This window comes from Rhodopirellula europaea 6C, assembly GCF_000338295.1.
Lineage (GTDB): Bacteria > Planctomycetota > Planctomycetia > Pirellulales > Pirellulaceae > Rhodopirellula > Rhodopirellula europaea.
Window position 1 is genome coordinate 202,251 of record NZ_ANMO01000120.1, and the last position, 25,969, is coordinate 228,219.

The window sequence follows — 25,969 nt, forward strand, 5'->3', positions numbered from 1 at the left end:
ATGTCTCAAGAAGAATTCGATCTTTCTGCTACCGATCCTTTCGATTGTCATGCCAAAGAACGTCCATTCGTCGCCTCGGTTGTATCGAGCGGCTGGGTGCTGTTTCGGACACACACGCCCTTGTTGCTGCTATTCGGAATCCCGTTGATTGCCATTCAAACCGATGCTGTGTGGTTTAACTTTCCACTTGGAAAGGGAGCTACCATTCCAGGACCATGGGAGAGAAGTGTCATGAGTTACATTTTTCTCGCCTTGCTCGGCATGTGTCTGGTAGAAGCGCTGCTCAATACAATCAGGCTGGCTCTCGATCCCACGGCAATTGTGATCACTGAGGAAGGCGTTCAAGGCTACCACGCGTGGCTTCGCAGGTCATTCAGGTGGTGTGATGTCTCGCACGTTCGCAGGTCAGGAAACCGTCTTTTGATCCATAAGCGAGCGACATCCAAGCTGCTAAGAGAATGGAATCGCCACTCGCGACCGGGCGGACGCTACCACTGGTCGAAGCTACTTGTCGTCGAACTCAACTGCGTCGACCAAAGTGCAGACTCTATTTCCTCCGAGATCAATCGCCATTGGAAACCTTCGTAATGCTCAACCTCGTTCAGTCACTTGGATCGCAAGTCACCCAAGGTTGAACGGGTGCCACAGTGGATCCTCTCTGTTGTGCAAGAATCATCTCAGGCACGTTCCGCAAGAAGGCGCCCAATCGAGGCGAAAGCCCACCGATCTCGGAGACTGCAACAATGCCGATCGCCGAGATCAGCGTTTTAGAAATCAATGAATACATCGCGTCGACTCAGTGCTCGTGGTCATCGTGAGCTTCTTCGCTAAAGTCGCCCGAATAGGGTGTTCCATCGACAACTCCCGTCATTGTCCCCGCATACTCTTGCACAACGCCAAGACTTTCGTGCATGCCAACAAAACGAGATGACTTTCCCTCAGGATCGCCTTCTTGCGGATCAGCTGACAGGACAACTTGCATTTCGGGATCGGTGATGGCCAACTCGATGGACTCTGCGTCGATCGGTGTCGCGGTCTTCTCGTCGCTGCCTAACACATAAACAGTTGCTTGTTGCTTGTCGTGGTTGACGGTGAACTCGACATGGAACTTTCCTCCGCCCCAATCGGCGATCGTTCCATCGTGCGGGCCGACTCCATGCCCGTGGCCTTCAACACTGTGGTCCTTCTCTCCGTCGTGCGGATGGTCGTGGCCATGGTCATCGGTCGCGGAACTGTCGGCTGTATCAGACGCCTGGCCGGTTGTCGGACTGGACTGATTGCACCCCATTACGGAAGCAAGCAGGCACATCACAGCAACCAAACTGAACTTTTTCATCTTTCGATCCTTCAAATCGAGGTAACTTCCTCAGCGTCCAAGATCCGTTTGGTGTCTTGACCGCTGAACTTCCAAAAGAGTCCCGGGTGTATCAGGAACTCACAAAACGTCGAGGTAATCAGGCCACCAAGAATCACAGTCGCCACGGGATAGAGAATTTCTCGACCAGGCTCCTGTCCTCCGATGACCAGTGGGATCAATCCGATGCCGGCCGTCAGTGCCGTCATCAGAACGGGAGCCAGTCGTTCCAGGCTGCCACGCATGATCATGTCTGTGCCGAACCCTTCTCCTTCTTCCTTCATCAAGTGGAAGTAGTGCGTGACTAGCAGAATTCCATTGCGAACGGCGATGCCACCCAGGGAGATGAAGCCGACCAGGCTCGCGACCGTCAGGTTTTGGTTTGTCAGCACCAACGCGATCACCCCACCGATGAACGCTGTCGGTAGTGCATTCAAGATTTGCAGAACCACACGAACGGACGGGAACAGAATCATCAGCACACCGAACATGCCGATGACCGAAACTCCCGCCAGCACCATGATCAAGCGGGTCGCATTCTGCTGGCTCTCGAATTGACCGCCGTACTCGACGTAGTAGCCGACGGGCAGTTCGAGATCCTGGTTCAGTCGACCTTTGATCGCTTCGACGGCACTCGCCAAGTCCCGACCTTGCGTGTTGCATCGAATGACAATCCGGCGTCGCGAGTTTTCTCGGTTGACGGAGTTCGGTCCGGTCCCCTCGCCGATCGTCGCGACCTCGTGTAATTCAATTTGCCCGCGTTCCGCTTGGCCTTCAGCGTGCGGCAGGTCGATTCGCAATCGGCCAAGATTGGCGTAGTCCGTGCGATACTCTTCTTCCAATCGCACCAGTAAGTCAAAACGCCGTTGTCCTTCAAGTACTTGCGAGACGACTTCGCCTTGCAACGCCGTTTGCAGCACATCAGCGACGTACTCGCGAGTCAATCCATAAAGAGCAAGATCATCACCACGTAGCTGAATGTGCAGCTCGGGCGTCATTCGGATCGGTTCAATGATCGGCGACGTGATACCCGGAATGTCTTGGATGGACGACTTCACCTGTTCGGCCTGTGACAGCAACTTGTCCAAGTCATCTCCGTGAATTTTGATGGCAATCTGAGCGTAGACACCGGACACCATGTGACTGATCAGGTGCGCGAGCGGTTGTTCGACTTCGATGTCAACGCCCGGCACCTCGTCCTTGATCCGCTCCAGCAACTCCGCCAACATCTCCTCGCGATCCTGATCCACCTCGGGATTCATGCTCAGGATGTATTCGCCGAAGTTGACCGGCGACGCGTGCTCGTCCATCTCCGCTCGACCGGTGCGCCGGACGAAGTTGAGGATCTCGCCGTCGGGGTTGGACGGGCTACGCTGCATCGACAAGAACACGTCGTCGATGTTTCCGGACACTTGATTGGAGGCTTGCAATGAAGACCCGGGTGGCATCGTGACGTTGACCTGCACGCTGCCTTCATCGAAGGCCGGTAGAAAGTTCTTTCCGAGCTGCGATAACTGCCATGCCGCGATTGCAACGACGATCCAGGTGATGGCAAGCAGGCTTCCGGGCATCGCCATGCTCAAACGGATCAGCGGCGTGGCCAGTGCCTTCATCGCTCGCAAGACGAATCCGTCTTGGTCCCGGTGAGTCGCACTTGAGTTGGGCAGCAGGTAGTACGACAGGACCGGAGTCACGGTCAGCGAAACGAGAAACGATGAAAGAATGGAGACGATGTAGGCGAATCCGAGCGGAGCGAACAACCGTCCTTCCACTCCCGAGAGTGCGAATAACGGCAGGAAGACCAAGATGACGACCACCGTGCCAAATAGAATCGCGCTGCGAATTTCTTTGCTCGCTTCGTAAACGACATGAAGCGGCGGTTTCGGCTCAGGCCGGTGGTTGTTTTCCCTCAGTCGGCGAAAGATGTTCTCGACGTCGACAATCGCATCGTCGACAAGCTCGCCCATCGCGACGGCAATGCCACCGAGCGTCATGACGTTGATAGACAGCTCGGTGCCGCTAAACCAGCTGACCCAGCGAAACACCAGCGTCGTCATCACCAACGACATCGGAATGGCGGTCAGCGTGATGAAGGTCGTTCGAAAGTTCAGCAGGAACAGAAACAGCACGATGATGACCAACACCGCTCCGATGACCAACGCTTCGGCCACATTGAAGATTCCGCGGTCGATGAAATTCTTCAAACGAAAGAGTTCGGAATTGATGATGATGTCCGGCGGCAGCGAAGCTTCGACCTCGTCAAACGCCGCGGCAATATCGTCTGTCAGTTTTCGTGTGTCCACATGCGGCTGTTTAACGACCGTGAAAACGATCCCGCTGTGACCGTTCACGCTGCCGTCACCACGCTTCAATTCGGGGCCTTCGACCACGCGGGCGACTTGCTCCAGCAGCACACTCCGTTTGGTTCGTCGAACGACGGGTATCTTCCGCAGGTCGTCCATGACGCTCCGTGCACCGGTACCTAAACGTCCGAGGATACGAATCGGGCGCTCCGTTTCGCCGGTGGTTGCGAATCCGCCGCTGGTGTTGATATTGCTTTCGCGAAGAGCTTGTTCGACTTCTTGGACGGTGACGTCGTACTCCAGAAGCGCAGTCGGGTCCAGCAAGATTTGATACTGCTTACGATCACCGCCTTGCATGAAGACTTCGGCGACGCCAGAGACCTTCAGCAAACGAGGCCGAATGATCCAGTCGGCGACGGTGCGTAGTTCCAGCAACTGTTTCGCTTCGGTCGGAAACGGCATCGCGTATCGCTGGCCGTCGATTTGAAGCGTGGCTTCGGCCGCCAGTGATTCATCGCTAGGATTGCGATCGAGCCTGACGACTTGGAAATCGACTTGCTGCCATTGATCGACTTGATGTCGATCGCCGGCGTTCCAAACGTAGATTTGATCCTCACCCTCGGCATCGACCCGTTCGGCAACGTACTTGGTTCGCTGGATCGGCGCCAATTGTCCTCCTTTCGGACCCGCTTGTCGGTAGATCCCTGCGACCACAATTTGCCCCATGATCGATGACGGTGGTGTCATCTGAGGTCGGATGCCTTCGGGAAGAACACCTTCCAATGTCGATAGACGTTCGCTGACCGTTTGCCGAGCGGTTTTGATTTCGGTCGACCAATCGAATTCGATGTACAGAACGTTGAGGCCTGCCGTGGTTTGGCTGCGGACTGCCTGCACGCCACTAGCGCCCATCAACGCGATCTCGATCGGCTGAGTAACGAGTGTTTCAACCTCTTCTGTCGCAAGCCCTGGTGCCTCGGTGATGATCACCACGCGAGGTCGATCGAGGTCGGGAAAGACATCAATCGACATCTGCGTCGCGAGGTAAGAACCGTACGCCAGCAGCACCAGGCTGGCGATCATCACCAACATCCGGTAGCGGAGAGCAAAACGAATGATTGCGTTTAACATGGCACCAACACTTAATGGGCTGCGTGGACGGTGCCGTCGGCGTGGACGTGCAGGCCAGGCTGCTGGCCACTGGCCGATTGCGATTTCAAGACGCGACGAAGTGAAGCACCAGAGTTCTGGGCGATGAAGGTCCCCGGCGTGATACTTCCATCATTGGCGATGACGACTGAGCGGCGGTCTTCATGCAAAACGTTGACTGCGATTTGATTGAACAGGTCCCCGTTTTGTCGGTAGACGAAGGCATCGGGGCCTTCCCTTACTAATGCTTCTGACGGAAGAACGAAGACTTCTTCGAGTTTCTCAACGGGCACATGAATCCGTGCTCGCTGGCCCGGCCGGAATCGCCAAATCAAGAACGTCTCGCGGTTCTTGTCGTAGCTTCGTGATTGGTTTTCGAGAGGAACGAAGAAATCGAAGGTACGGCTCTCGACGTCAATTGAATTTGACAGGTGCCGGATTTGAAACGACTGATCCAGGGGCGACCAAAGTTCCGCATTATCATCGGAGAACTCGATCTCGATCTCTCGTGCCTCTTGGGCTGCCGTTTCAAGAAGCCCCGCTTCTCGCTTAAACGCGTGGCCGACAACATAGAGATGCCGGTGGTTCGCGAGGCCAGTGATCAATTGGCCCGCTTGAACGGTTTGCCCGAGTTCCACTTCGAGTGACTGAACTTCATAGGCGATCAGCTGTTCACTTCCGCTCGCAACGACAAAGCTTGCTTGGGAAACGGGTGACGGGTCATTATTTCGTTCGGCTGCTGGAAGCTCTCTCGGTGGCGGAGCATTGACTTCAATTGTCGACACGAAATTGCCTTGCACAACTTGTTCGACTTGAGATGGTGAGAGTCCGCGGCTGAGCAATTCTTGTTTTGCCGCTTGCGTGAGTATTTCTTGCCGCTGAATGTCGTCTTCCATCTGAATCACCTTCGATCCCGCCATGCCGCCCGAACTGGCGATTCCGGAGAGGCGATTGATTTCTTTTTGAAGAAGCGATATTTCTCGCGTCGCCTTGAAGAGTTGCGTTTGAGTCGCTTGCAGGTATTCGCTGAACAGTGCGATCGTTACCAAACGCTCGCCAGGACGAACCGTATCGCCAGGGAAGACATGAATGTCGGCGATGGAGCCAACAGCCGGCGAAGTGACTCCGCGATCAGATATCCCAGGCCGATCTTCTACCTTTCCAGGAATCGTGATCGTCCGCCAATACTCGGTTGGCCGGGCTGCCTTGGAGCGTAAGTTCAGATTTTTGCGAGCTTGCGTGCTTAGCTCCAAAATCTCCAGTTCGCTACTGCCCGATGCTGCTTCGGAACTAGCATCGTCTTCCGACGCAGTCGTCTTAATCAGGCGATCTCGATATGCCCAAAGGCCTGCAACAACGGCAATCACCAGCAGTGGTCCTACGAGGGATTTCACCCACTTCAGATTCTTCATTGATTGGTCTCGGACTCTCACCGACAAAGTGCGCAAGCGGCAATTTACCGGGTCAGTCGATGGAGGAGTCAGCCTCGAACCGATCGCACTATTCGACGATCAGTGTTAGGCCAGAAACTAGAAGGAAAGCCGGAAGGCGAAGTCAATTTTCGCCTAGCGATTCCTATAGCCTCAGCGCAGCATGCAACAGAAAGAGTGGTAGACGCTTCTCGATGGGTATCGGATGCCCATTCACAAGAGGTCTTTGTTCGACGCTTAAGAGCTCGCGATCGGGCCTGGAAAATACCGTGATGTCAACCTCAACATGACTTCGTGCATTGTCCGTGTGCGGCAGGAAGAATTGGCCGCCGCCAACGTAAATGGCATCAGCATCATGGTCGATCGGCAGGTCACTGGTCGTGCCGTCGGACTCACCGCCATGATGATCGTGGTGATGATGGTCGCCGTGATCATGTGTCCCGTGTCCAACATGGACGTGGGGCCGAGCAGCATGGTCACCTTGCGCAAACGATCCTCCGTGCGAGTGGGGACATGGCTGCCCCACCGCGAGAAACGGAATGATCAGTAGTGCGATAAGTCGATGCAAAGTGAAGCTCCAGAACAATTTCCTTTAGTGTAACTAACAAAGCAGATTGTGAGTAGTTCAGTATTCCGCTTGTTAGCGGAGGACACCTCCAGAGCCAGATTGCCATGAATTCTAAGATTCGACTCAGAACACTCGCAATCTTGTTCTTCATCGAATGCTCGGGTTCCAAACGCATCGAAGCTTCGGACGACTCGGGCGACGGATTAGACGTCGAAAATGCTGCCGGTGGCGGAAGTGGCTTGCGCAGCGATCGCGGATCTGAATTCGAAAGCGGCGAAGACTCCAGCGACGGAAGCGAAGACGCCGGCGCCCCACCTTCCTCGTCTCGTTCTTATGAAGGTGAAGTAATCACGATATCGACTTAGTTCGCTTTGCGTGAGATTGTGTTAAAAACCATGCTCACGCAGCCAAGCGTCGAAACCCACAGGAGCCGCGGTGCCCCACCAGGAATGATGCAAATCCCACCGAATTCGAATCAGAAACGTAATGAAGAACGCAACGCCGAGACCGATACAGCGATCTGATTTGACATTCAAGAATTTGAATGAGGCCTGCGATGAGGTTCGGCATCTCCGTGAGTATGGTTATCAACTGGCCGGGACATGGAGCCTGGCTCAGATACTCGACCATTTGAATCGCTCGATGCAAATGACCGTCGATGGAGCTGACTTCACTTTTCCCGCGATTCTGCGACCAATTTTCAGGCTGCTCATGATGCCGACGCTTCGGAAAGGAAAACCCTCCAAGCTTCGTGGCAAGGCTCCCCAACCATTGATCCCAGACCCGCATGCTGACGAAGAAACCGTCGCCAAGCGATTCTACGAGCTCGCGGAAAGGCTGATGCACCCTGACACCGAGTTTGCAGCGTCCTATCCGATGCTCGGTCGCCTTTCACGCGAAGAATGGTTGCTCCTGCAGAGATGGCACATCGCACATCACTTGAGTTTCGTTGTGCCGGAAGTTTCTCGCACAACCACAACGTCAAAGCATTGAAAGTCATCTGGCGACTTGAGTTCCGGTAGACAAATGGATTGGACTGGCAAGAGCAAACTTCTTTACGCGGCTCTGCTCTCGCAGTCGATGGCGTTTTTCTAACGCGGACAATTGGGCTTCTATTGCGATCTTGCAAGCAATGGTCAATCGAACTGCACAAGCCACGCCACGATGGTTCATCGCACGCGCCTTGCTGGCGACAACCAATGCACAGTTGCCGCCGGCAGAGCCGTTAGCAACGGTGCGGCCTTCGCAGGCCGCTTACAACACTTGCCAAAATGAATCCACCCCGCGTGCGATTGACGTCGTCACGATCGGGCTGCGTTATTCAACATGAAACGCAGCAAGACATGCACCAACTACACGTGATGCTTCGCAGCTATCCGGTCGTCCATCCGGCGGATCATGGCACCAGAGGTTCCGGTGATGCGGGGTCCGGCTCGAGTTAGTGACGCTTCTTGCTTTTCCAGGTGCCGCCATATTAATAGTGCGGGTTGCCTGGTTTGACTTGGTCGAGGCATCCAGAACAAACAAAAATCCACTCGCCGTCTTCACCGACGCGGACTCGGTAAAGCACGTCGTTCGTCTTTTCGCAGCGGCTGCAGGGCTTGGTGCGGCCGCGTTTAATCTTCGCCATCGGCTTCAGCCGCGTTGTGATTTGGCTCGGAAACGTCTTGGCTGATCTCCGGCATCGGTTTCAACAAACCTGGCTTCGTGTTTCGTTGTTCGCCCTTGCGTTCGCTTTCGCCACATCTTGAACGAACTCGGTTTCATCTCACGTCGCATCAGCTTAATGACCTCACCGGGCGAGAGCCCGAACTGATCGCGGATCGCGTCAAAGCTGGTCCGGTCTTCCCACGCCATCATGATGACGCGGTCGATCTCGCCGCGGGTTAATTCTTGCTCCCGATCGCTCATTTTAGTTTGCCTCGCCATCGCAAGCTGTCTCGGTTCCATGCTTCGAGGCTTTCGGTGTCTCCGGCCAAAAGTTGTTCGGCCATCGCGACGCAACGGCTGAGCTGTTCATTGCCCAACTGCTTGTAAGCTGTCAGCCGGCGATCCAGGTGGTTGTACCAACAGTCGCCAAACAATCGATCAAGAATGATTCTCATGAAGCAATGGTCTGCAGTGACCACCCAGCGGTTCTTTCGGCCCTCGGCTGGCAGCAACGTCCGCGTCAATTCGAGGTAGCGGTCCTGCAACTCGTAACGATGCGGAACCGCCTCGCAAAGCTCTTCGAATTTCTGTTTTGACATCCCCTATGGTTGCCCCGTGTCAAACCCAGCCCTGCGTTTGCTTCCCACGCTCCTAGAATTAGACGGATTGCAATTACCAAGAGAATCAGACTCATGAAACGCAAAATGCTATGCCGCGGACTGATCACTGGTTTCGCGGTGATCGGAACGGTCGCCTGGACGATAACAGCGAGAGCCGGATACGAGTCCGATGGCGACATCGAAATCCGCGAGAACCCGGACCTGATGCTGGCGGCCACGAACTCAAAGATGGATACGCGAGGTCATGACGGCAATTTCATACGTTTGTTCCGCTTGATCAGCGGCAACAATGACAGCGACCAAAAGATTGCGATGACCACGCCGGTTTTCATGCAGGCGAAAACGGCCTGTCGGACGTTTCAATGGGCTTCGTGATGCCCAAGGAAGTGGCCGTCGAAGGCGTGCCGGACCCTAAGAGTGACGGTGTTCCAGTCCGCAAACGCGACGGCGGCCGGTTCGCCGTGATTCGATTCTCAGGTCAGATGGATTCAAAACTCTCTAAGAAGCAAGAAGCGAAGTTGCGGCAGTGGATCATGGCCTGTGGACTCGAAGGAGAAACGAAAGCCGAAGCAGCCGGATATGCCCCGCAGTCCACGCCCGGTCCGCTTCGCCGAAATGAGACCCTAATACGCCTGAAGCAACCGAGCGACGAATCTCAAACCAAACAGGTATCCGATGAGTGAAACCACCCAACAAAATTGGCAGGTCGAAGTGTTCTACGACGGCGATTGCCCGTTGTGTGTTCGTGAGATCAAGATGCTTCGCTGGATGGATCGCAAGAACCGAATTCGGTTCACTGATATCGCTGATGCGATCTTCAATCCGGCCGACTACGGCAAGACAATGCAGGAGTTCATGGAGGAGATCCAAGGAAGACTGCCGGATGGATCTTGGATCATCGGCGTTGAGGTTTTTCGTCGTCTGTATGCGGCCGTGGGACTTTCTCCGCTTGTATCGCTCACTCGACTTCCCGGCGTTTCGCAGGGACTCGATCGCGGGTACCGCGTCTTCGCAAAGAATCGACTCCGACTAACCGGTCGATGCAACGCAGGAACTTGTGAGGTCAACTGACTCTTCACGGTTATTCCCAGCATTTGCTGCCTGTTGAATTGGTCGCATACCGAATGACAACAATTAGCCGACGGACGTTAGCCCCGGCAGGCGTCTGGTTAACCGCCGCCAACGCGGTACAGCTCAGCAAATGAACAGCCTATGAGGTCATGCAGCGCACGACGACGAACCAAACAGCCATTCAATTTCGTGTACGGCTTCATCGATCACTTCTTCAACAATCCTTGATGGAAGGCATCAGCCATGTTTGGAAATAGCAAAGATAAACTTCAAACCAAGTACAACAAGCTCATGCAGGAATCATTCGATCTTTCAACCGTGAATCGGAAAAAGAGCGACCAGAAGCGTGCCGAGGCCGAAGAGATTGGTCGACAACTCGATGAACTCGAAAAGCAGACCTAAAGCCAGCAGGTCCTAGACAAATAACCGCCATTCACGATTGGGATCCAACGATGACGTACGCCCGTGCTCGTCTGCTGCTTGGCATATTCGGCGTTGGGTCGATTGTCGTGCTTAGCGCCGTCCTGCTTCTGACACAGTACCCACTTGAAATTCTCCCCGACTCCGAGTCATGGACAACTGGTGACTTCACTGCTCTCGTGTTGCTCCTTGGTAGCTTGGCTGCTTTGCTCTTTCCAATGGATCTGCTCGGCGGCTTCTTGCTTCCGAAGCGCTGGAGATCAGAGAGCATCTCGCTGAGAACCTTTCTTTCAGGATGGTTCCGCGGTGTTCTCATTCAGAGCTTGCTATACCTAGCGACCAGCCTGTCGATCCTTTTCATGGGACGCTGGCTTGGCGTCCCCGGTGCCATTCTTGCTATCGCAGGCGCCGGGATCATTCTTGTCGGATCACAGCTTCAGATGGCCAAGCTCGTAGGGGCGTTGCAGAATCACGAGTCACCAAATCCAGAGATTATCGCGGCAATGGAGCAGGCTCAAGCTATCGTTTCTGCGTGGGGTTGGACGCCGCGTCGGATCATGACTCTTGAGCATCACGACACCGGCTTCACGGGCGGCATTGCAGGTTTCCCCGGAATGGAGACTGTTGTGCTACCGGCGGACATGCTCGCGAAACTTTCCCCGGAGCAGCTAGCGATCGTGATCGCACGAAGACTTGAAGCGATTCAAGGTGGTAGCCGAACACGTGGCTTGCTGCTTGCAATCGTCTGGGTGATCGTGGGTTTCTCGTTGTCGACCATGTTGCCGGGAGCGGATGTTACGAGCGTGGCGGGGCTTTCGATGACATGTTTAGCCTTCTCTCTTTGGACTTTCTTCGGCTTGCTCACATTGCCGACGCTCAGTCGCCAAGCCTCTTACGCGATTGACGGAAAGATTCTGCAGTCCGGTGCATCACCAGAGGCTTTTCAGCAAACGATTAAGACTCTCGATGCTTTGCAGGACGATGAGCCGCGACGTTCCGCTTTCATTGAAACAGTCTTTCATCCCGTCCCGAGCGTTGAAAATCGCCGTACCCTGACCTCCAGTAACACGGCAATTACGTGGCATGCCGCACGAATCACGCTGTTCGTCTCCTGGGCCTGCATGGGAATGCTCGTCCGAGCGGTGCACTGCAACGTCGGCCGTCCCGAGTTGTGGGTGATGTTGCCGACCGATTGAGTCCGGCGCGGCCAACCAGAAGACGCCGGCTGTCACTCTCGCCAATACTGGGGATGGTCCAGAGCTTTCGAGCAGCGAACGATGCCTTTGTGCTGTTCAATTGCCCCCGAAACCAACTCACGCACCATCCACGCGTCAGCATGCTCGTCTGCAATCGGGTAGGGAGCCTGAAAGCCACAAGGTCCAGCAGGCTGGAAGCCGAAACGCAAATAGTAGTCCGGGTAGCCAAGTACGAAAATAAGTCCCGCCTCGTCGTTAGAGTGCCGCCGAAAACCCTCGCGAACCAAACGAGCGCCGATGCCCAGGCTTTGTTTTTCGGTGACAACCGCCAATGGCGCGAGAATCAGATGTCTCACCTGGGCTTCGTCGGGCTCAACCGTGACAGCAGTGAACAACACATGACCAACAAGATGCCCATCAGATTCAGCAACCAGCGAATCGATGGGTCGAGAGGTCGGGTCATCCAAAAGCTCACCGACGAGCTTAGCGATCACCGGACCTTCCTCATCCCCGAAGGCGTCGAGGTGAACCGAAAGAATCTCGTCGCGTTCGTGTTCGCGGGCTGCGCGGATCGTAACGTCGCAAGCGTTCATGATTGACGAGCGAGAAGTACGAGGATGCAACTCCCGTCATCGATCACGTTGACGCCGACTTCTCGAGCCAATTGACTGGCCTGTTTATGCTCCGCTCCGGGCTGCATCCAGATGTGCTTCACTCCCGCCTCGATTGCATCGGTGATGACTTGTTGAGTCACCTCAGGCGGTGTGATGATCGACAACGCCTCCGGCACGATCGGTAGATCCGCGATCTTCGGATATGCCCTGTGCCCCTCGATCTCTTCGGTGATTGGATTGAGCGGATAGGTTTCTCGGCCGGCGTCCAGCAAAGCTTTGAAGACTTTGTAACCGTACTTGTGCGTGCGAGCCGATGCACCGGCGACTGCGAAGGTTTCGGCGGAAAGAAATTGTTGAATGGAATCCATCTTTGTGAGCACCTTTGAAGTTGCACAGTAATTGGCTGGACGTGGACGGCGGAGATATATTTTGAACTGTTTTGCTTCGTTCGCGAACCCGAGCAAACCTGATGCGCCAATTACCTAAGAACCGACCGACGTTAGTCCACGCGAGTCACAACCCAATCGAGACCCAAAAGGCTAGCAAGTGCTTTCTGATGTCTACCAAACAGCAGGCAAGTCGACTCGAACGGATACACGAAAGGAATTTCTTCGCCTCCCTTGGAATCCATTGCGAGCCGTCGAATGGCAATGCCCCGGCATTCCCACGTCTGATGTGACACTCGCTTTCAAAAGCGAACTACCTTCTACTTGAAGGCTCAGTGTCACGCAGACATCGAGCCTTTCTTCGTTTCCGCATCAAATCGCGGGTCACGACAACGAACCCAATTTGAGCTGGTAACTGAATCACCGGGGCTGCTCAGTTGGGTAGCGTGGGCGGCGGTCTGAAGTTCCGCAGACGAGGATTCGAGCGTCTCCTGCCCACTGACAGACAAGTGATGTGCCGACGGAATCGGCATTCGCGAAACGAACACATGCTAGTCGATGGCGGGTTGTTCAGGCCTTTCCGATATCCAGGTTGTGCCGAGTTCGATCCTCGGAGCTGCTGCCTTGCCTTAGCGGAAGTGTGGGTTCGACTTCGAATGGCAATCCAACGACAAAGCATAGCGTTTGTCGTGCGTTGTTCGGATGGCCGACCGACTAGCCAGTCAAAAAGTGGGCTCCGGCTGGTGAGGCTGACTTGCCGGCAGCGGTTCAGTCACTCGAAGTGTTCCCCACTTTGGAGACCCAAGAGGCTCAGACGCTGAGTGCTGGCGACTCGCAGGTTCGGTCGGACTTACTGCCGACTAGAATAGAGGAGGATTCGTTTGGAAGGTGATTGACCGACGACTCGGACCGCAGGCTCTGCCTGCATGAACCTGAACACGCTGTTGCGTCACCAAGTTTTCAGTGAAGTCCGAGAATCCGTGCCGGATTCCACCGGGTCGGAGCACCACCGCGTCGGAAATTTCGTTCGGCCGGGATCATCCCGTATCCCTCCCGATGGTTTGAACATTGCCTCAAGCGTTGACGCTGGAACTTCATTCTCGGTTCTGCGGTCCAATATACTGCCTCGGGCTAGGCCAAAACGTCGTGGATCACTTCACCGTGAACGTCGGTCAGGCGGCGTTGGATTCCGTTGTGGTAGAACGTCAGCCGCTTGTGATCTAATCCCATCAAATGAAGGATCGTGGCGTGAAAATCGTGCACGGTCATCACGTTTTCCTGAGCCCGGAAACCAAATTCGTCGGTCGCACCGTAGCTGAATCCCGGCTTCACTCCGGCGCCCGCCAACCAACACGTGAACCCGTTGGGATTGTGGTCGCGACCGTACGTTCCGGCTTGGAACATTGGCATTCGACCAAACTCCGTGGCGAAGACGACCAGTGTTGATTCCAATAGCCCACGCTGCTTCAAATCCTTGAGCAATCCAGCCACCGGCTGATCTAAGATTTCACCGTGGACGTCGTACTGTTCCTTGAGCTTGCTGTGGCCGTCCCAGTTGATCTTGCCGCCCGATGCGTATGCTCCGTTGAACAGCTGCACGAACCGAACGCCCCGCTCAATCATTCGCCGAGCGAGAATGCAGTTGTTTGCAAAATCGGCTTTGGTCTTGTTGGAACTGTCAGCACCATACAACTCGAGAATGTGTTTTGGTTCCCCTGACAGATCCACCACATCGGGAACCTGCAACTGCATTCGAGCCGCCAATTCATAGCTGGCCATCCGTGCGGCCAGTTGCTGGTCACCGGGAAAACGATCCTGGGTTTGTTGTTCCAAAAACCGGAGTGCTTCGCGTGATGCGAGTTCTGTCTTAGTGGAGATTGAATCGGGACGGTCCAAGTAGCGAATTGGTTTGGTGGTACTGAACGGTGTGCCTTGAAACGCTGCGGGCAGAAACCCATTGGCCCAGTTGTTCGGTCCCGACTGCGGCATGCCACGCGGGTCCTCCATCGCGACGAACGATGGCAGGTCACGGTTTTCGCTGCCCAAGGCAAAGTTGACCCACGCTCCCATGCTGGGAAAACCATCGAATGTAAATCCCGTGTTCATCACATTCTCGGCGGGTCCATGCGTATTGGACTTGTTCGTCAACGAATGAAAGAAGCACAGGTCATCAGCCATCTCGCCGATGTGGGGCACGAGATCAGAGATCATTTTTCCGCTCTCGCCTCGAGGGCGAAACTTCCATAGCGGCCGCGTCAAATTGCCGTTGGGCCCTTGGAACGACACCAGGTTTTCATTGCCAGGCATCGGCTGCCCGTGAAGACGTTCGAGCTCAGGTTTGAAATCGAACGTGTCAACGTGACTCAATGCCCCCGAACAAAAGACGACGATGACATTCTTGGCTTTCGCCGGAAAGTGCGACGGTCGCGGCTCATAGGGATTCGCAGGATCAATCTCGGGAGCGGGACCATGAGATGAATCGGCCAGCGCCGCTGCCACACCGAGCGCCGACAAACCGCCGCCAGCACTCGCGAGAAAATGACGGCGATTGGAAGTGGATTGCAATGCCGAACGAGGGTGCATGTTTGAAAGCTTCATTGGATATACAAGAACTCGCTGGTGTTCATCAGAATTCGGCAAAGCTGTGCGAGACCATGTTCGCTCGCGAAATCATGCATTTTGCTTCGTTCGACTTCGCTCGGTGAACGGGACAAAGCGATCTGAAAAGCGTGATCAATTTGTTCTGACAGACTGTCGCCCACTTCGGCTTGAACTCGATCGGCGAAGTAGGACGCTTGCCGATTCACAAAGGGACTGTTGAGCAAACTGAGGGACTGAATCGGCGTGATCGATCGTGTTCGTTTGGGAGTCATTTGCCCGGCATCGGGACAATCGAACGATCCGAAGATATCGACAGCTTGCATGCGAATCTTGTGAGCGTAGATCATCCGCCGCCACCCCGATTCATCAAACGTTTCCTTTGCGGTGTAGTCCGCCAGCCCACCGCGTCGGTCAAAGAAATCAAACCCGGGGCCGCCCATCTTCAAATTCAACTTGCCGCTGGCCGCCAACATCGAATCGCGAATCGCCTCGGCTTCGAGACGTCGGGCAGGGAACCTCCATAGCAATCGCGAACCGGCGTCGATGGCGATGCCTTCGGAATTGGGTTGACTTGACTGCTGGAACGTCTTGGATGTCACGATCAATCGATGCAATCGCTTGAGAGACCAACCACCGGCAACAAAGTCCGATGCCAACCAATCAAGCAACTCGGGATGCGACGGCGCGGCCCCCATGACTCCAAAGTCTGATGGAGTTTCAACCAATCCGGTTCCAAAGTGCTTTTGCCAAACCCGATTCACAATGACTCGTGCGGTCAACGGGTGATCGGGACGTGTCAGGTGTTCCGCCAGTGCGACACGACGATCCGGCTCGGGTTGATCCACGTTCATTCCCAGATCCCCCAGTACAACGGGAATCGCGGGAGGCAGCTTCTTGGTTGGTTGCATGGCATCGCCGCGACGAAGCAACCAAGTAGGCTCCGGTGAGCTCTTGAAGCTTGCGGCGTAGACTTTGGGACCGCCCGACAAACGGTTCAATTTCTTTTGCGTTTGACGGATTTGGTTGAGCTTGCCAACCAACGCTTGCACTTGAACGGAATCCAAATTCGCGAGCTGGATCAGATCTGCCTTTCGCTGGTCGTCTTCACGCAGCATTCGGTTTCTGGGAGTGGCAACCTTCTGCCACTCAGCGGATCCCGAAAGCTGTACTTCGATCGTGTAGTCCACCGGCACGCTGCTGCCTCGATCCCAGACCACTCGATCGATCATCACTGGCTCTTCAAAGTCGACCTGCAGCCAAGCCGGACCGCCTTTGTCAGAAACCCATGGGAACGCTTGACGACGATCCGTCTGACCATCGACCAGATTGTCAAAGTGCCGAGTTTGATTCGCCAACGCGAAACCGGATGCCGATGGTCGAGCACCGCTTGATGCCAACGCTGCATTGCGAGCGGGCTGCTCATCGGTGGCGACCGTCCAAGCCTCGAACTCGTACAACGATGCGGGAGCCCCATTCGCGGTCGCTTGAATGTTCATCCTGACGGAGGATGCAAGTTGCGGAGAAAACGATTCTGTTTGCAGGTCGACCAAAGCCGGCTGCAGATCATGGTTTTTTCGCAAGGTCTCCAACTCGGACCGCAAGGCTTTCAATTGGTCCCGTACCGCGGGGACTTGTGCGACCATCGCATCGTTTTGTTCTCCGCGAAGACGTCGTTCACCATAAGTCAGCCCAGCAAAAACCGCTTGCATGGAATAGTAGTCGCGTTGCAGGATCGGATCGAACTTGTGGTTGTGACAGCGGGCACAGCCGATGGTCAGTCCAAAGAATCCTTGTGAGACCGTGCGAATCACTTCGTCCAGTTCGTCTTGGCGAGCTTGTCGCATCGCTTCTTCGTCGCGTCCGATTTGGCCCGGCAAGTTGGCCGGACCGGCGACCAAAAAACCGAGTGCGGCGTCTTCGCCCACGGTGTCGCCCGCCAGTTGCTCGAAGAGAAATCGATCGTATGGTTTGTCGTCATTCAGCGACTTGATAATCCAATCGCGGTAGGGCCAAGCGTTGGGGCGAGGTGAATTGGTTTCAAAACCAACCGTCTCCGCCCACCGAATCACATCCAACCAATGCTGGGCCCATCGCACGCCATAACGTGGTGAATCCAACAACCGGGTGACGAGCTCTTCGTAGGCGACTTCCAAACCCTCGGGGTGTTTGACAAACGCACGCACCTCTTCCGGGGTTGGAGGCAACCCGGTCAAGACCAGCGAAACGCGTCGAACCAAGGTTGCGGCATCGGCTTGCGTCGACAACTCAAGTCCACGCTGATTCAGCGTCTCGACAACAAAAGCGTCGATCGGGTGCGACTGCGACGTTTGACTCAGCGACGGTTGGATATCGGCGATGGGTTGCAACGACCAATGGTCGCTTTCGACCTCATCCGCTTCCGCATCCATTTGCCCTGGCCAATTTGCTCCCTCCTGGACCCAGCGTGCCAACAGCGACACTTGGTCCGGTGAGAGCGGCGGTCCCTCCGGAGGCATTTGCATATCGGGCTCATCCCCGTTCACCACACGGAGCAAAAAGCTCGCATCCGGTTCGTTGGGAACGATCGTCGCTTCGCCATAGTCACCGCCGCGAAGCATGTTGCCGCGTTGATCGAGTCGCAATCCGGACTCGTGTGCGTCTGGACCATGACATTCCAAACAATGAGCAGCGAAGATGGGCTGAATCTGTTTTTCGAAATCCACCGGTTCCGCATGGATTGATTCGATGTTGAAAACAACGAGTACTAGCGCGAAAAACACGAGCGTCGTTTGTCGATGATTCATGTCGATCCGCCTGCACCTGGAGTCACTCGGTCAACTTATCCTGCCGCCAACGCAGGTTTGTGAGCAACTACTTCAACCATACAAAACCATCTACGTCGAAGGTCGCGAACGCATTGTAGTCGTTCACGAGGGCGCATCGAGGCATGGCTCGTCGCGAAAGGCGAGATACAACCAATCGCTTATGAAACGGTTGTACACGGCTGCACCGCAGCACTTTCGACCCATCGCATGACCAGCAATGACAGAGCCCCCAAGACCGCGAAACCACCTATCAAAGGCAGAATGGTTCCGTTGTAGCTATGACCGATCAGGATACCCAGCGGCACTGAGATCAACGTTGAAATAGAACCCACCAGCGCTGAGCCTATCCCGGCGACATGCCCGAGCGGTTCCATCGCCAACGAATTCAAGTTTCCAAACAGGATTCCGATAGCAAAGAATATCGCTAGCAGATAAGCCATCGTGCTCCACAAAGGAGGACTTCCGGCGTAGAGAAATGCGAATCCCAAAAAGCCAACCGAGGTGACGGCGAGCGATAGCATTGCGCGACCGATCAAGGCTCTCATACCAAATCGCATCACCAAGTTGGCATTCATGAGTGAGGCGACACCGGCGGCCGATGCCAACACGGCGAAGTAGATCGGAAACCACGAACCGAGATCGTATTGTTGCTGAAAGATCTGAGCCGCCGAACTCAGAAACCCAAGAAACGCCCCCGAAACTAAACCGGCGACCAGCGTGTAGCCAAACGCGATTCGATTGGTACAAACCTCTCGCGAGACGAGAAGGATTCGCTGGAGCGAGAACGGCATTCGATGCGCGGGCAAGAGTGTTTCCGGCTGTCGCAGTGCGAACCAACCAAACAGCATCAACGCCATGACGGCGAGCACCGCAAAGATCGCTCGCCAATTCGCCACCATCAGAATGGCTTGGCCCAACGTCGGCGCGATCACTGGCACCAGGATAAAAATAGTCATCACGAATGACATCACCCGTGCCATGGCCCGCCCTTCGTATTGATCACGAATCAACGCCAGCGAAACGCTGCGAGGACCGGCGACGCCGAGTCCCTGAACAAAACGCCCCACCAACACCAACGTGAAGGTCTCGGCAAACAGTGAGATCATCGAACCAACAACAAACAGCCCGAGTCCAGCACTCAGCGCCGACTTTCGTCCGATGCTGTCTGAAAGCGGGCCGAAGAACAGTTGCCCCAGAGCCATTCCGAGGAAAAGCAATGACACGATGAGTTGGCTGTCGTTTTCATGCGTGGCCCCGAGCTCCTCACCGATGATCGGCAAAGCGGGCAACATCGCATCGATCGCCAGCGCAACCAGAGCTATCATCAACGCCATCAGCGTCACGAACTCACCCAACGGCAAGGCAGGCTTTTGTTTCAAATCCATTCCAATCCCAACCTATCTCACCACCATAAAAGTCATCTTCTCAGTCTCGCTTTGATGCACTCGGCCGCTTTGATGCACTCGCATCCTCAGGCACCACATCCATCCAAACTTCGCGAACGAATGAACCCGTCACGCCCCATTCTTGGTTTGGCCAACCGTACGATGGACTTCCAAGTCCGTCGAATCACAACAACGATCTTTGCTCGATGCAGGAGCTAGACATCACTAAAACGGCCGATCTGAATGAAAATGCTCTCGGTCGCTTCAACAACTAGATCAAAGCATGAGATGGATGACAAAGCGAGAGGCGACCGGGTTCAGTTCGGTGCGAAGTTTGGCCGATTGTGCGAATTCACGTAAGCGGCAATGTCGTATGCTTCTTGGTCGGTCAAATCGGCGTCATCCAGTGGCATCGCGACTTGGAGCCACGACGCCATCTTCTGCACTCCAGCCAATCCGGCACCATCGTTAAAGGATTGATCGCCCCAAACCGGCGGGCCTTCATCGCTTCCCAGACCATCATCGGAATGACACGAAGCACAGCGATCCATGTAAAGCGACTCACCTCGATCAACACTGGGTGGCTTGGGAGGTTCGGTGAGCAACGTCATGTGGTTTGGACCGAGCGGCTTTGCGGGGTTCATCTTCAGCGGCGTGCCCTCTGATAGCCAAGTGATGTACGCGGCGATGGCGACCGGCACTTTCGAACCGTTCGGCGGTCGTGTTCCGTTTTGGCTTCGGATGAAACAATTCAGTATCCGATCTTCGAGCGTGATGACGCTCTTTTCTCTGGGTGAGTAGGCGGGATACGCCGCTGCAACCCCGATGAATGACCCCGCCTTTTTGTGCCGACCGGCGTCCAAGTGACACGAAGTGCACTTCAACGAATTGCCAACGAACGGCTTCGAAAGCGGATGCTCATTGGTTGTGTTGACCAGCGACTCACCCAGCCTCACGATTTCGCCGAGTTCACCTGGAGGGTAGGGCGGGCTCGATGAAGATTGATTCGTTGCAACCAAACGCACGTCGCCGGGATGGCTTCCTGCCGGCGATGCAGTGTTCTCATCCGCCACCGCCATCCAACCCAATGACACCGCGACCATCCCGAACGTCAAGGCAAACAGAACTCGCAACGATCGAAAATCACCAAACCTACGCATTGCACTGTGCCATTGAGGGAACGGAGCCATTGAGGAAACGGAATTGGATAGAAACAGAACTGCCATCAAAAAGTAGCCAACGAACACCTATCGCGGAGACGGTGATTGCCCCCCCAAACGCAACCCATCCTGCGACCGGTCGCTGAGCTAGAGATGGCTTCTCAAAAGCCGGAACCGCCAAGGAACGTGCGGACAAGCACTGACTGGCACTTTCCCAACCGGCGGACTGTGCGGCGGACAGTGCGTTCCAGCACATGGCCGCTCATGTCCCACATACGATCGTCGATTGTTTTGGGAAAATCCACACAGTTCCGGTCTATGCCCTCGTCGACCGAAGCGTTTGCGATCGTTGGTTGGACCCAACGGTCTCAGTCGCTCGCGAATGGTGACTCGGTCGAATCGAAGGCGTCTCCAGGCGACGACCACCTCGGGCAAATTCGTGTCGGCTCAATGGAGCGAACTGGCCCGTTTGATCGTCAAAGATATGGTGGGTCACGATGATCGTTTGATCGGTCACGTCGATCTCGTTGAAGGAGTTTTTCTCTTTCTCGCGTCCTCGACCACGGCGTGACGTCGTTGTTCCACACTGCACGATCACGATGCCATGAGCGCGACCTGCGCCGGGATAGAAATCGAGCGTGTTGCCGATAAAGGCACGGTGCAAATGGCCGCCCATGATCAGTTCGACTCCGAGTTCGACGAACAAGTTGATTGCACGCTTTGCCTTCGGCATCGTTTGATCGTGCAAGTAATCCGGTGCTGGGGCAAAGTGATGATGCGCAACGACAATCTTTGCCAAACCATCCGGAACACTACCAAACGCGTCGCGACAAAAATCGAGCTGGGACGGATGAATGCGTCCATTGCTGATGGCTGATCGCGGAGCGGTGGAATCGAGCCCCACGAAAAGTGCATCCGGAGTTTGCAACACCGTGTTCAATTCGTTACTGATGTATTGACGGTAATAACGATGCGGGTCCGTCAGCCGTTCCACGATCCGGTATAGCGGCACGTCATGGTTGCCTGGAATGACAATTCGAGGAACATCCGGCAATTGATTGATGAACTCGGCGGCCTGCTGAAATTGCTCCGGCTTGGCACGCTGAGTCAGATCGCCACTGACCACGACCACGTCAGGATCAATCGACGGAGCCGTTCGAAGCAACGCCGAACCAACGTTTGGCAGATAAGGTGGTCCGAAGTGAACGTCGGAGATATGCAAGATTTTCATGGCACACGGATTGCTCGATCAAAGGTTCGTGAAGCGGGTACGGAGAAAGGATTTGGCAAACCCATCAACCGTTTGGTCGTTGGCTTTGGTTCCGTGTTGAAACCGTGGCGACCACAAACGGCTGAAGCACCAAAAGATTCCTCGATACCTGCTTCGTTCCGGGCAGCTTGAACTGGCAAAACCAAGGAAGCTTGCCCCACCGCTCCTCATTGTTGCAATTCGCATACCGATGAACTCATCCGTTTCCATCCTCTGCAACCCTCATGCATCCGGCTGGGATCGCTGTCGCGATGACCTTGAGCGTTCAGCAAGCGAGCGGGGACATCGTCTGGTCAAACTCGATCCAGACGACAAGTGGCTTGACCAAATCCGAGACACCCCGCCGCAACGTCTCTGTATCTTCGGAGGCGACGGGACACTTTCCAAGGTGGTCCAGAAACTCGACCTCGAAAAGATGCTGGAGCGATTTGAGCTGGGTTTGATCCCGGGCGGAACGGGAAATGACTTTGCTCGCTCGATTGGGATGCACGGACTACCTTGGCAGGATGCTTATGCCACCGCAACGGAGCAACCAGCAACACCGATTGATTTGATTGACATTCAAAACGGGTCCGCACATCTGATCATCAATGCCGCCACGGCTGGCTTTGGCGGATTGATTTCGGGTGAAGTCAGTTCTGCTGACAAGCAGCGGTGGGGATCGATGGCTTACTGGATCACCGCGGTCACCCATCTGACCTCCCTGCCAAAGTACTCCCTCGAATTGACATTCCAAGATGACACACATGCCAAGTTCGAGGTGTTTGGATTGGCGATCGCGTCAGGTCGGTATGTCGGCGGCGGGTTTCCGGTGGCGCCCGAGGCGACGGTCAACGATGGTTTGCTGGATGTCACCGTCGTGCCGGTGATGCCCGTTTCTGAATTGTTGGCTGCGGGAGTCGATACGACGTTTGGCTGGTATCACGAATCAGGACGAATCGCAACGTTCACCGCCCGCTGGGTTCGCGTCGAGTCCACGCCTCCACTGCCATACAGTTTGGACGGCGAAACCGAACAAAGTGACGGCGTTGAGTTCTCGATCCGCCCCGCTGCGATGCGTGTCGCATGCCATACCGAAGCCGTCGGCGTGCAGTCGCCGGGTGCATTCCAAACCGCTACGCAGTCTCCATGATTGAGGCTCCATGATTGAGGCGGCGATGGAACGAAAAAGTTCGCCGATGGTTTGCTTTCAAATTGGCGCGGCAGTTGCTCGCCTATGGGGCATCCAACCCCAACGAGGTGACACAATGACACGAAACGATTTGATTCGCAGCCTGGTGAACAAACTTCAACGTCGCGCAGCGGAAATCCAGGAAATGGTTCGTACCGAGTTCGATGAGTTTCAACGCGTGAACGATCATACGGTTGGCGATGCCGGCGATCGCGGCATTGAATCTCACGCCAGCGAACTGACCAGTCGCATGGCCGAATCAGAAAGCCGCGAACTGGCGGACATCGAAGAGGCTCTGGATCGATTGCGAGACGGTACGTTTGGTGATTGCGAAGATTGTGGCAAATCGATTCCGATGAATCGGCTGCAAGTCGTACCTCACGCTCGCCGGTGTGTGCGATGTCAAAAGGCAAGTGAAAACAGTCAACTGATGGCCGTGTGATGCGACGATGGCTGATCTTGGTGCTGGTCGTGGCACTCCTCGCGACGCTTTGGTATTTCTCGGGTGCTTCCATGCATCACGACACCATCGCGGAAAACGAGAAGTGGCTTCGATCCCTGATCAATGACCATCCGATTCTTTCGGTCGCCGCCGCCACGGGCATCTACATTCTGACATCTTTGATCCCCGGAACGACAGGCAAATCCATCCTCTACGGATGGCTCTTCGGACTGTGGATTGGCCTGGCAATTGTCAGTATCTCACTAACAGTCGCCGCCTGCATTGCGTTGTTATCCGTTCGACTGATGTTTCGCGAATGGGCACTGCGCAAGGTCCCGCGGCTGGTTCGAAAGATTGAGTCAGCTCTCAACGTGGGAGGCCAAGCGACGTGCCTGCTAACACTTCGGTTGCTGCATGCACCCTACACGGGAGTGAACTATTCGGCCGGAGCAACCAATGTACGGATTTCGACGTTCGCATGGACCACGTTGATTGGCATGATCCCCAGCAACGTCGTCTTCGTGCTAGCTGGTTCGCGGCTCCCCAGCGTTGATCGCTTGGGACGGCTCGATCTGTGGACCGTGGTGGATTGGAAAATTCTCCTGGTCAGTTCGGTCGTGATTGCGATTCCGTTGGTCATCACGCATTCGTCGCGACGATTTCGTGGGATGGGCGATGAAGCGACTCCCGTCGAAGGAGGCTCGTGATGACCAATGTTGCGATCTCTGTGTTTGGATTGCTGTTGGTAGGAACTGTCTATCGATTGGCAACGCTGAAAGATTGGACCAGCGACCTTGCTCGCAAACGCTTGGGCAGCTTGCTTTCGTGGTGGATCGTTTCCACTTGGGTTCTGCTCTGTGCAGTTGGCGGAACGATCATCGCCTCGCTGTTATTTGCGACGGTGAGCACGCTTGCATTCCGAGAGTATGCAAGACTTGCTTTTCATCACGACAATGAGAGCAGCCAACCCAACATTCAACGCCACTCAGAGAACAAGACACACGCTCTGCCGGCCATGCCAATCATGGCGGTTGGTTACGTCTGCATCGCATCGCTGTACGCGGGGCTCGCCGCGGGCGCGGACCACACACTCATCCTTTGCCTTCCACTGGCTTGCGTCATCATCGCAGGCAGCGTGCTGATGATGACGACATCTACGAAACGATTCACCAGCGATGTTGGTGGACTTGTTTATGGTGTCACGCTAACGGGGTGTCTTCCCGCAGCATCGATTTTGCTGCTTCCGCCTGACGCAACTCCGTCGCTCGAAATCCCGGGTTGGTTTTTGCTGTTGATTTGCTTAACCGAAGTCAACGACATCACCGCCGCTTGGTTCGGCAGAGCATTGGGACGGCACAAACTCGCCCCGACCCTTTCGCCCAACAAAACGATGGAAGGATTCATCGGCGGGACTCTCACCACCATCACGCTAGCCATCCTCATCGGCCCACATGTCACCGCCATGTCACACGCGACGAGCGGCATTTTGGGTCTGGCAATCGCGATTGTGGGAACTCTCGGCGATCTCAACATGTCCGCGATCAAACGTTCCGCAGGCGTGAAAGACAGCGGCGATGTCTTGCCCGGGCAAGGCGGCATTCTTGATCGCATCGATTCCCTAACATTCACCGCCCCGGTCGCGTTGCTGCTAATGAAGGTCCTTTCATGAACAACGCAGAACAGATCGCGCCGCCTCCCGCCAACCGTGGCCCTAACATGCCAAGCGGCGATGGAAAACCCAATTCCACTGCGCCCGAGCATGTCACGTCCAATCCAGTCATATCCAACCTCACAGTGCCCAACATCATCTGCGTCCTGCGAGCGTTGCTTTCGCCGTTCATGGTTTTGTTGGCTTGGAACGATCAAGCTCAAGCCACGCTGATCTTGTTCATCGTTTTGACCTTATCAGACACCGTCGATGGGAAGATCGCTCGATGGCTCGACCAACGCACTGAGATTGGCCCGAAACTCGACAGCATCGCGGATGCGGCCATGTACGTCTGCCTAGCATTGTCGCTGTTGTTCTTACGAGCTGACCTATTGGCGAACGAAGCAATTTGGATTGCCGCGGCGATCGGCAGCTTCATCGCGGCGGAATGCTTTGCTCTGCTCAAGTTTGGCAAGCTACCGACCTACCACACGCGAACCGCAAAGACCGCCTGGTTGCTAGTCGGGATTGCCGCGGTCAACCTTTTGATCGGCGGACCAGCTTGGCCACTTCATATTGCCATGGCGAGCGTCATCGTTGCCAATATCGAAAGCGGATTGTTGACCTATTCTTTGAAGAAACCGGTCAGCGACGTGACGTCAATCTTTCATGTCCGTGGCAAACAAAACCTGACATAGCGTTCGCCGCAGGCAGTCAAATTTGCCTG

27 protein-coding genes are annotated in these 25,969 nt (G+C 55.2%); 14 read left to right on the top strand and 13 right to left on the bottom strand.

What is annotated here, in order from left to right; genetic code table 11:
• Positions 1-588, top strand: a complete 588-nt coding sequence (locus RE6C_RS13660) for a hypothetical protein (RefSeq protein ID WP_039961990.1) — start codon at positions 1-3, stop codon at positions 586-588.
• Positions 589-796: 208 nt separating this feature from the next.
• On the opposite strand, the gene RE6C_RS13670 is transcribed toward RE6C_RS13660, so the two are convergent.
• Genes RE6C_RS13670 through RE6C_RS13680 form a run of 3 tightly spaced genes read right to left on the bottom strand, consistent with a single transcriptional unit; the run spans position 797 to position 6,200 of the window.
• Positions 797-1,336 (bottom strand): hypothetical protein, encoded by a 540-nt coding sequence (locus RE6C_RS13670; RefSeq protein ID WP_039961992.1) that lies wholly within the window; start codon positions 1,334-1,336, stop codon positions 797-799.
• Positions 1,337-1,347: 11 nt separating this feature from the next.
• A complete protein-coding gene (locus tag RE6C_RS13675) occupies positions 1,348-4,788 on the bottom strand; it encodes an efflux RND transporter permease subunit (protein ID WP_008657402.1) in 3,441 nt (1,146 codons plus the stop codon).
• An 11-nt stretch (positions 4,789-4,799) separates the two neighbouring features.
• Positions 4,800-6,200, bottom strand: a complete 1,401-nt coding sequence (locus tag RE6C_RS13680; protein WP_236618193.1) for an efflux RND transporter periplasmic adaptor subunit — start codon at positions 6,198-6,200, stop codon at positions 4,800-4,802.
• A 322-nt stretch (positions 6,201-6,522) separates the two neighbouring features.
• Here RE6C_RS13680 and RE6C_RS32210 point away from each other — a divergent pair, with 322 nt between their 5' ends.
• From RE6C_RS32210 to RE6C_RS13695, 3 genes are all read left to right on the top strand, one after another.
• Positions 6,523-6,786 carry a hypothetical protein gene (locus RE6C_RS32210; RefSeq protein ID WP_160167208.1) on the top strand — a complete coding sequence of 88 codons (264 nt, stop codon included), beginning with the start codon at positions 6,523-6,525 and terminating at the stop codon, positions 6,784-6,786.
• A gap of 122 nt (positions 6,787-6,908) precedes the next feature.
• On the top strand, positions 6,909-7,169 hold the full coding sequence (locus RE6C_RS13690; protein ID WP_008657406.1) for a hypothetical protein: 261 nt from the start codon (positions 6,909-6,911) through the stop codon (positions 7,167-7,169).
• Between the two features lie 160 nt (positions 7,170-7,329).
• A complete protein-coding gene (locus tag RE6C_RS13695; RefSeq protein WP_008657407.1) occupies positions 7,330-7,797 on the top strand; it encodes a DUF1569 domain-containing protein in 468 nt (155 codons plus the stop codon).
• 481 nt (positions 7,798-8,278) lie between these two features.
• On the opposite strand, the gene RE6C_RS32470 is transcribed toward RE6C_RS13695, so the two are convergent.
• Genes RE6C_RS32470 through RE6C_RS13710 form a run of 3 tightly spaced genes read right to left on the bottom strand, consistent with a single transcriptional unit; the run spans position 8,279 to position 9,053 of the window.
• Positions 8,279-8,434, bottom strand: coding sequence for a DUF8622 domain-containing protein (locus RE6C_RS32470; RefSeq protein WP_008657411.1), 156 nt, complete (start codon positions 8,432-8,434; stop codon positions 8,279-8,281).
• Positions 8,435-8,439: 5 nt separating this feature from the next.
• The gene (locus RE6C_RS13705; protein ID WP_008657412.1) at positions 8,440-8,715 is read right to left on the bottom strand and encodes a TIGR03643 family protein; all 276 of its coding nucleotides are present in this window, start codon (positions 8,713-8,715) and stop codon (positions 8,440-8,442) included.
• Positions 8,712-9,053, bottom strand: a complete 342-nt coding sequence (locus RE6C_RS13710; RefSeq protein WP_008657414.1) for a hypothetical protein — start codon at positions 9,051-9,053, stop codon at positions 8,712-8,714. Before RE6C_RS13710 ends, RE6C_RS13705 begins: the two co-directional genes overlap by 4 nt.
• Positions 9,054-9,146: 93 nt before the next feature.
• On the opposite strand from RE6C_RS13710, the gene RE6C_RS33250 reads away from it, so the two are divergent.
• From RE6C_RS33250 to RE6C_RS13730, 5 genes are all read left to right on the top strand, one after another.
• Entirely contained in the window at positions 9,147-9,449 is a 303-nt protein-coding gene (locus RE6C_RS33250) for a heme-binding protein (RefSeq protein WP_008657416.1), read from the top strand.
• On the top strand, positions 9,449-9,757 hold the full coding sequence (locus RE6C_RS33255; RefSeq protein WP_261340120.1) for a heme-binding protein: 309 nt from the start codon (positions 9,449-9,451) through the stop codon (positions 9,755-9,757). Before RE6C_RS33250 ends, RE6C_RS33255 begins: the two co-directional genes overlap by 1 nt.
• Entirely contained in the window at positions 9,750-10,145 is a 396-nt protein-coding gene (locus RE6C_RS13725; protein WP_008657418.1) for a thiol-disulfide oxidoreductase DCC family protein, read from the top strand. Before RE6C_RS33255 ends, RE6C_RS13725 begins: the two co-directional genes overlap by 8 nt.
• Before the next feature lie 243 nt (positions 10,146-10,388).
• Entirely contained in the window at positions 10,389-10,547 is a 159-nt protein-coding gene (locus RE6C_RS31675) for a Lacal_2735 family protein (protein ID WP_008657419.1), read from the top strand.
• A 50-nt stretch (positions 10,548-10,597) separates the two neighbouring features.
• Positions 10,598-11,761, top strand: coding sequence for a hypothetical protein (locus RE6C_RS13730; RefSeq protein ID WP_039961994.1), 1,164 nt, complete (start codon positions 10,598-10,600; stop codon positions 11,759-11,761).
• Positions 11,762-11,793: 32 nt separating this feature from the next.
• On the opposite strand, the gene RE6C_RS13735 is transcribed toward RE6C_RS13730, so the two are convergent.
• From RE6C_RS13735 to RE6C_RS13770, 7 genes are all read right to left on the bottom strand, one after another.
• Positions 11,794-12,354, bottom strand: a complete 561-nt coding sequence (locus RE6C_RS13735) for a GNAT family N-acetyltransferase (RefSeq protein ID WP_008657421.1) — start codon at positions 12,352-12,354, stop codon at positions 11,794-11,796.
• Entirely contained in the window at positions 12,351-12,743 is a 393-nt protein-coding gene (locus RE6C_RS13740; RefSeq protein WP_008657422.1) for a CoA-binding protein, read from the bottom strand. The genes RE6C_RS13735 and RE6C_RS13740 overlap by 4 nt, the downstream gene beginning before the upstream one ends.
• A gap of 1,149 nt (positions 12,744-13,892) precedes the next feature.
• Positions 13,893-15,359, bottom strand: coding sequence for a DUF1501 domain-containing protein (locus tag RE6C_RS13750; protein WP_008657426.1), 1,467 nt, complete (start codon positions 15,357-15,359; stop codon positions 13,893-13,895).
• Positions 15,356-18,145, bottom strand: a complete 2,790-nt coding sequence (locus RE6C_RS13755) for a DUF1553 domain-containing protein (protein ID WP_008657428.1) — start codon at positions 18,143-18,145, stop codon at positions 15,356-15,358. The genes RE6C_RS13750 and RE6C_RS13755 overlap by 4 nt, the downstream gene beginning before the upstream one ends.
• Positions 18,146-18,324: 179 nt before the next feature.
• A complete protein-coding gene (locus RE6C_RS13760; protein WP_008657430.1) occupies positions 18,325-19,551 on the bottom strand; it encodes a multidrug effflux MFS transporter in 1,227 nt (408 codons plus the stop codon).
• A 317-nt stretch (positions 19,552-19,868) separates the two neighbouring features.
• The gene (locus RE6C_RS13765) at positions 19,869-20,711 is read right to left on the bottom strand and encodes a c-type cytochrome (RefSeq protein WP_039962054.1); all 843 of its coding nucleotides are present in this window, start codon (positions 20,709-20,711) and stop codon (positions 19,869-19,871) included.
• A gap of 316 nt (positions 20,712-21,027) precedes the next feature.
• Positions 21,028-21,942, bottom strand: a complete 915-nt coding sequence (locus RE6C_RS13770; RefSeq protein WP_008657433.1) for a metallophosphoesterase family protein — start codon at positions 21,940-21,942, stop codon at positions 21,028-21,030.
• A gap of 229 nt (positions 21,943-22,171) precedes the next feature.
• Here RE6C_RS13770 and RE6C_RS13780 point away from each other — a divergent pair, with 229 nt between their 5' ends.
• From RE6C_RS13780 to RE6C_RS13800, 5 genes are all read left to right on the top strand, one after another.
• On the top strand, positions 22,172-23,113 hold the full coding sequence (locus RE6C_RS13780) for a diacylglycerol/lipid kinase family protein (protein ID WP_008657436.1): 942 nt from the start codon (positions 22,172-22,174) through the stop codon (positions 23,111-23,113).
• 115 nt (positions 23,114-23,228) lie between these two features.
• Complete coding sequence (locus RE6C_RS13785) at positions 23,229-23,594, top strand: TraR/DksA family transcriptional regulator (protein ID WP_008668660.1); 366 nt, start codon at positions 23,229-23,231, stop codon at positions 23,592-23,594.
• Positions 23,594-24,301, top strand: coding sequence for a TVP38/TMEM64 family protein (locus tag RE6C_RS13790; RefSeq protein WP_008657438.1), 708 nt, complete (start codon positions 23,594-23,596; stop codon positions 24,299-24,301). Before RE6C_RS13785 ends, RE6C_RS13790 begins: the two co-directional genes overlap by 1 nt.
• Positions 24,301-25,263 carry a phosphatidate cytidylyltransferase gene (locus RE6C_RS13795; protein WP_008657440.1) on the top strand — a complete coding sequence of 321 codons (963 nt, stop codon included), beginning with the start codon at positions 24,301-24,303 and terminating at the stop codon, positions 25,261-25,263. Before RE6C_RS13790 ends, RE6C_RS13795 begins: the two co-directional genes overlap by 1 nt.
• Complete coding sequence (locus RE6C_RS13800) at positions 25,260-25,940, top strand: CDP-alcohol phosphatidyltransferase family protein (RefSeq protein WP_008657441.1); 681 nt, start codon at positions 25,260-25,262, stop codon at positions 25,938-25,940. The genes RE6C_RS13795 and RE6C_RS13800 overlap by 4 nt, the downstream gene beginning before the upstream one ends.
• Positions 25,941-25,969 lie beyond the last annotated feature (29 nt).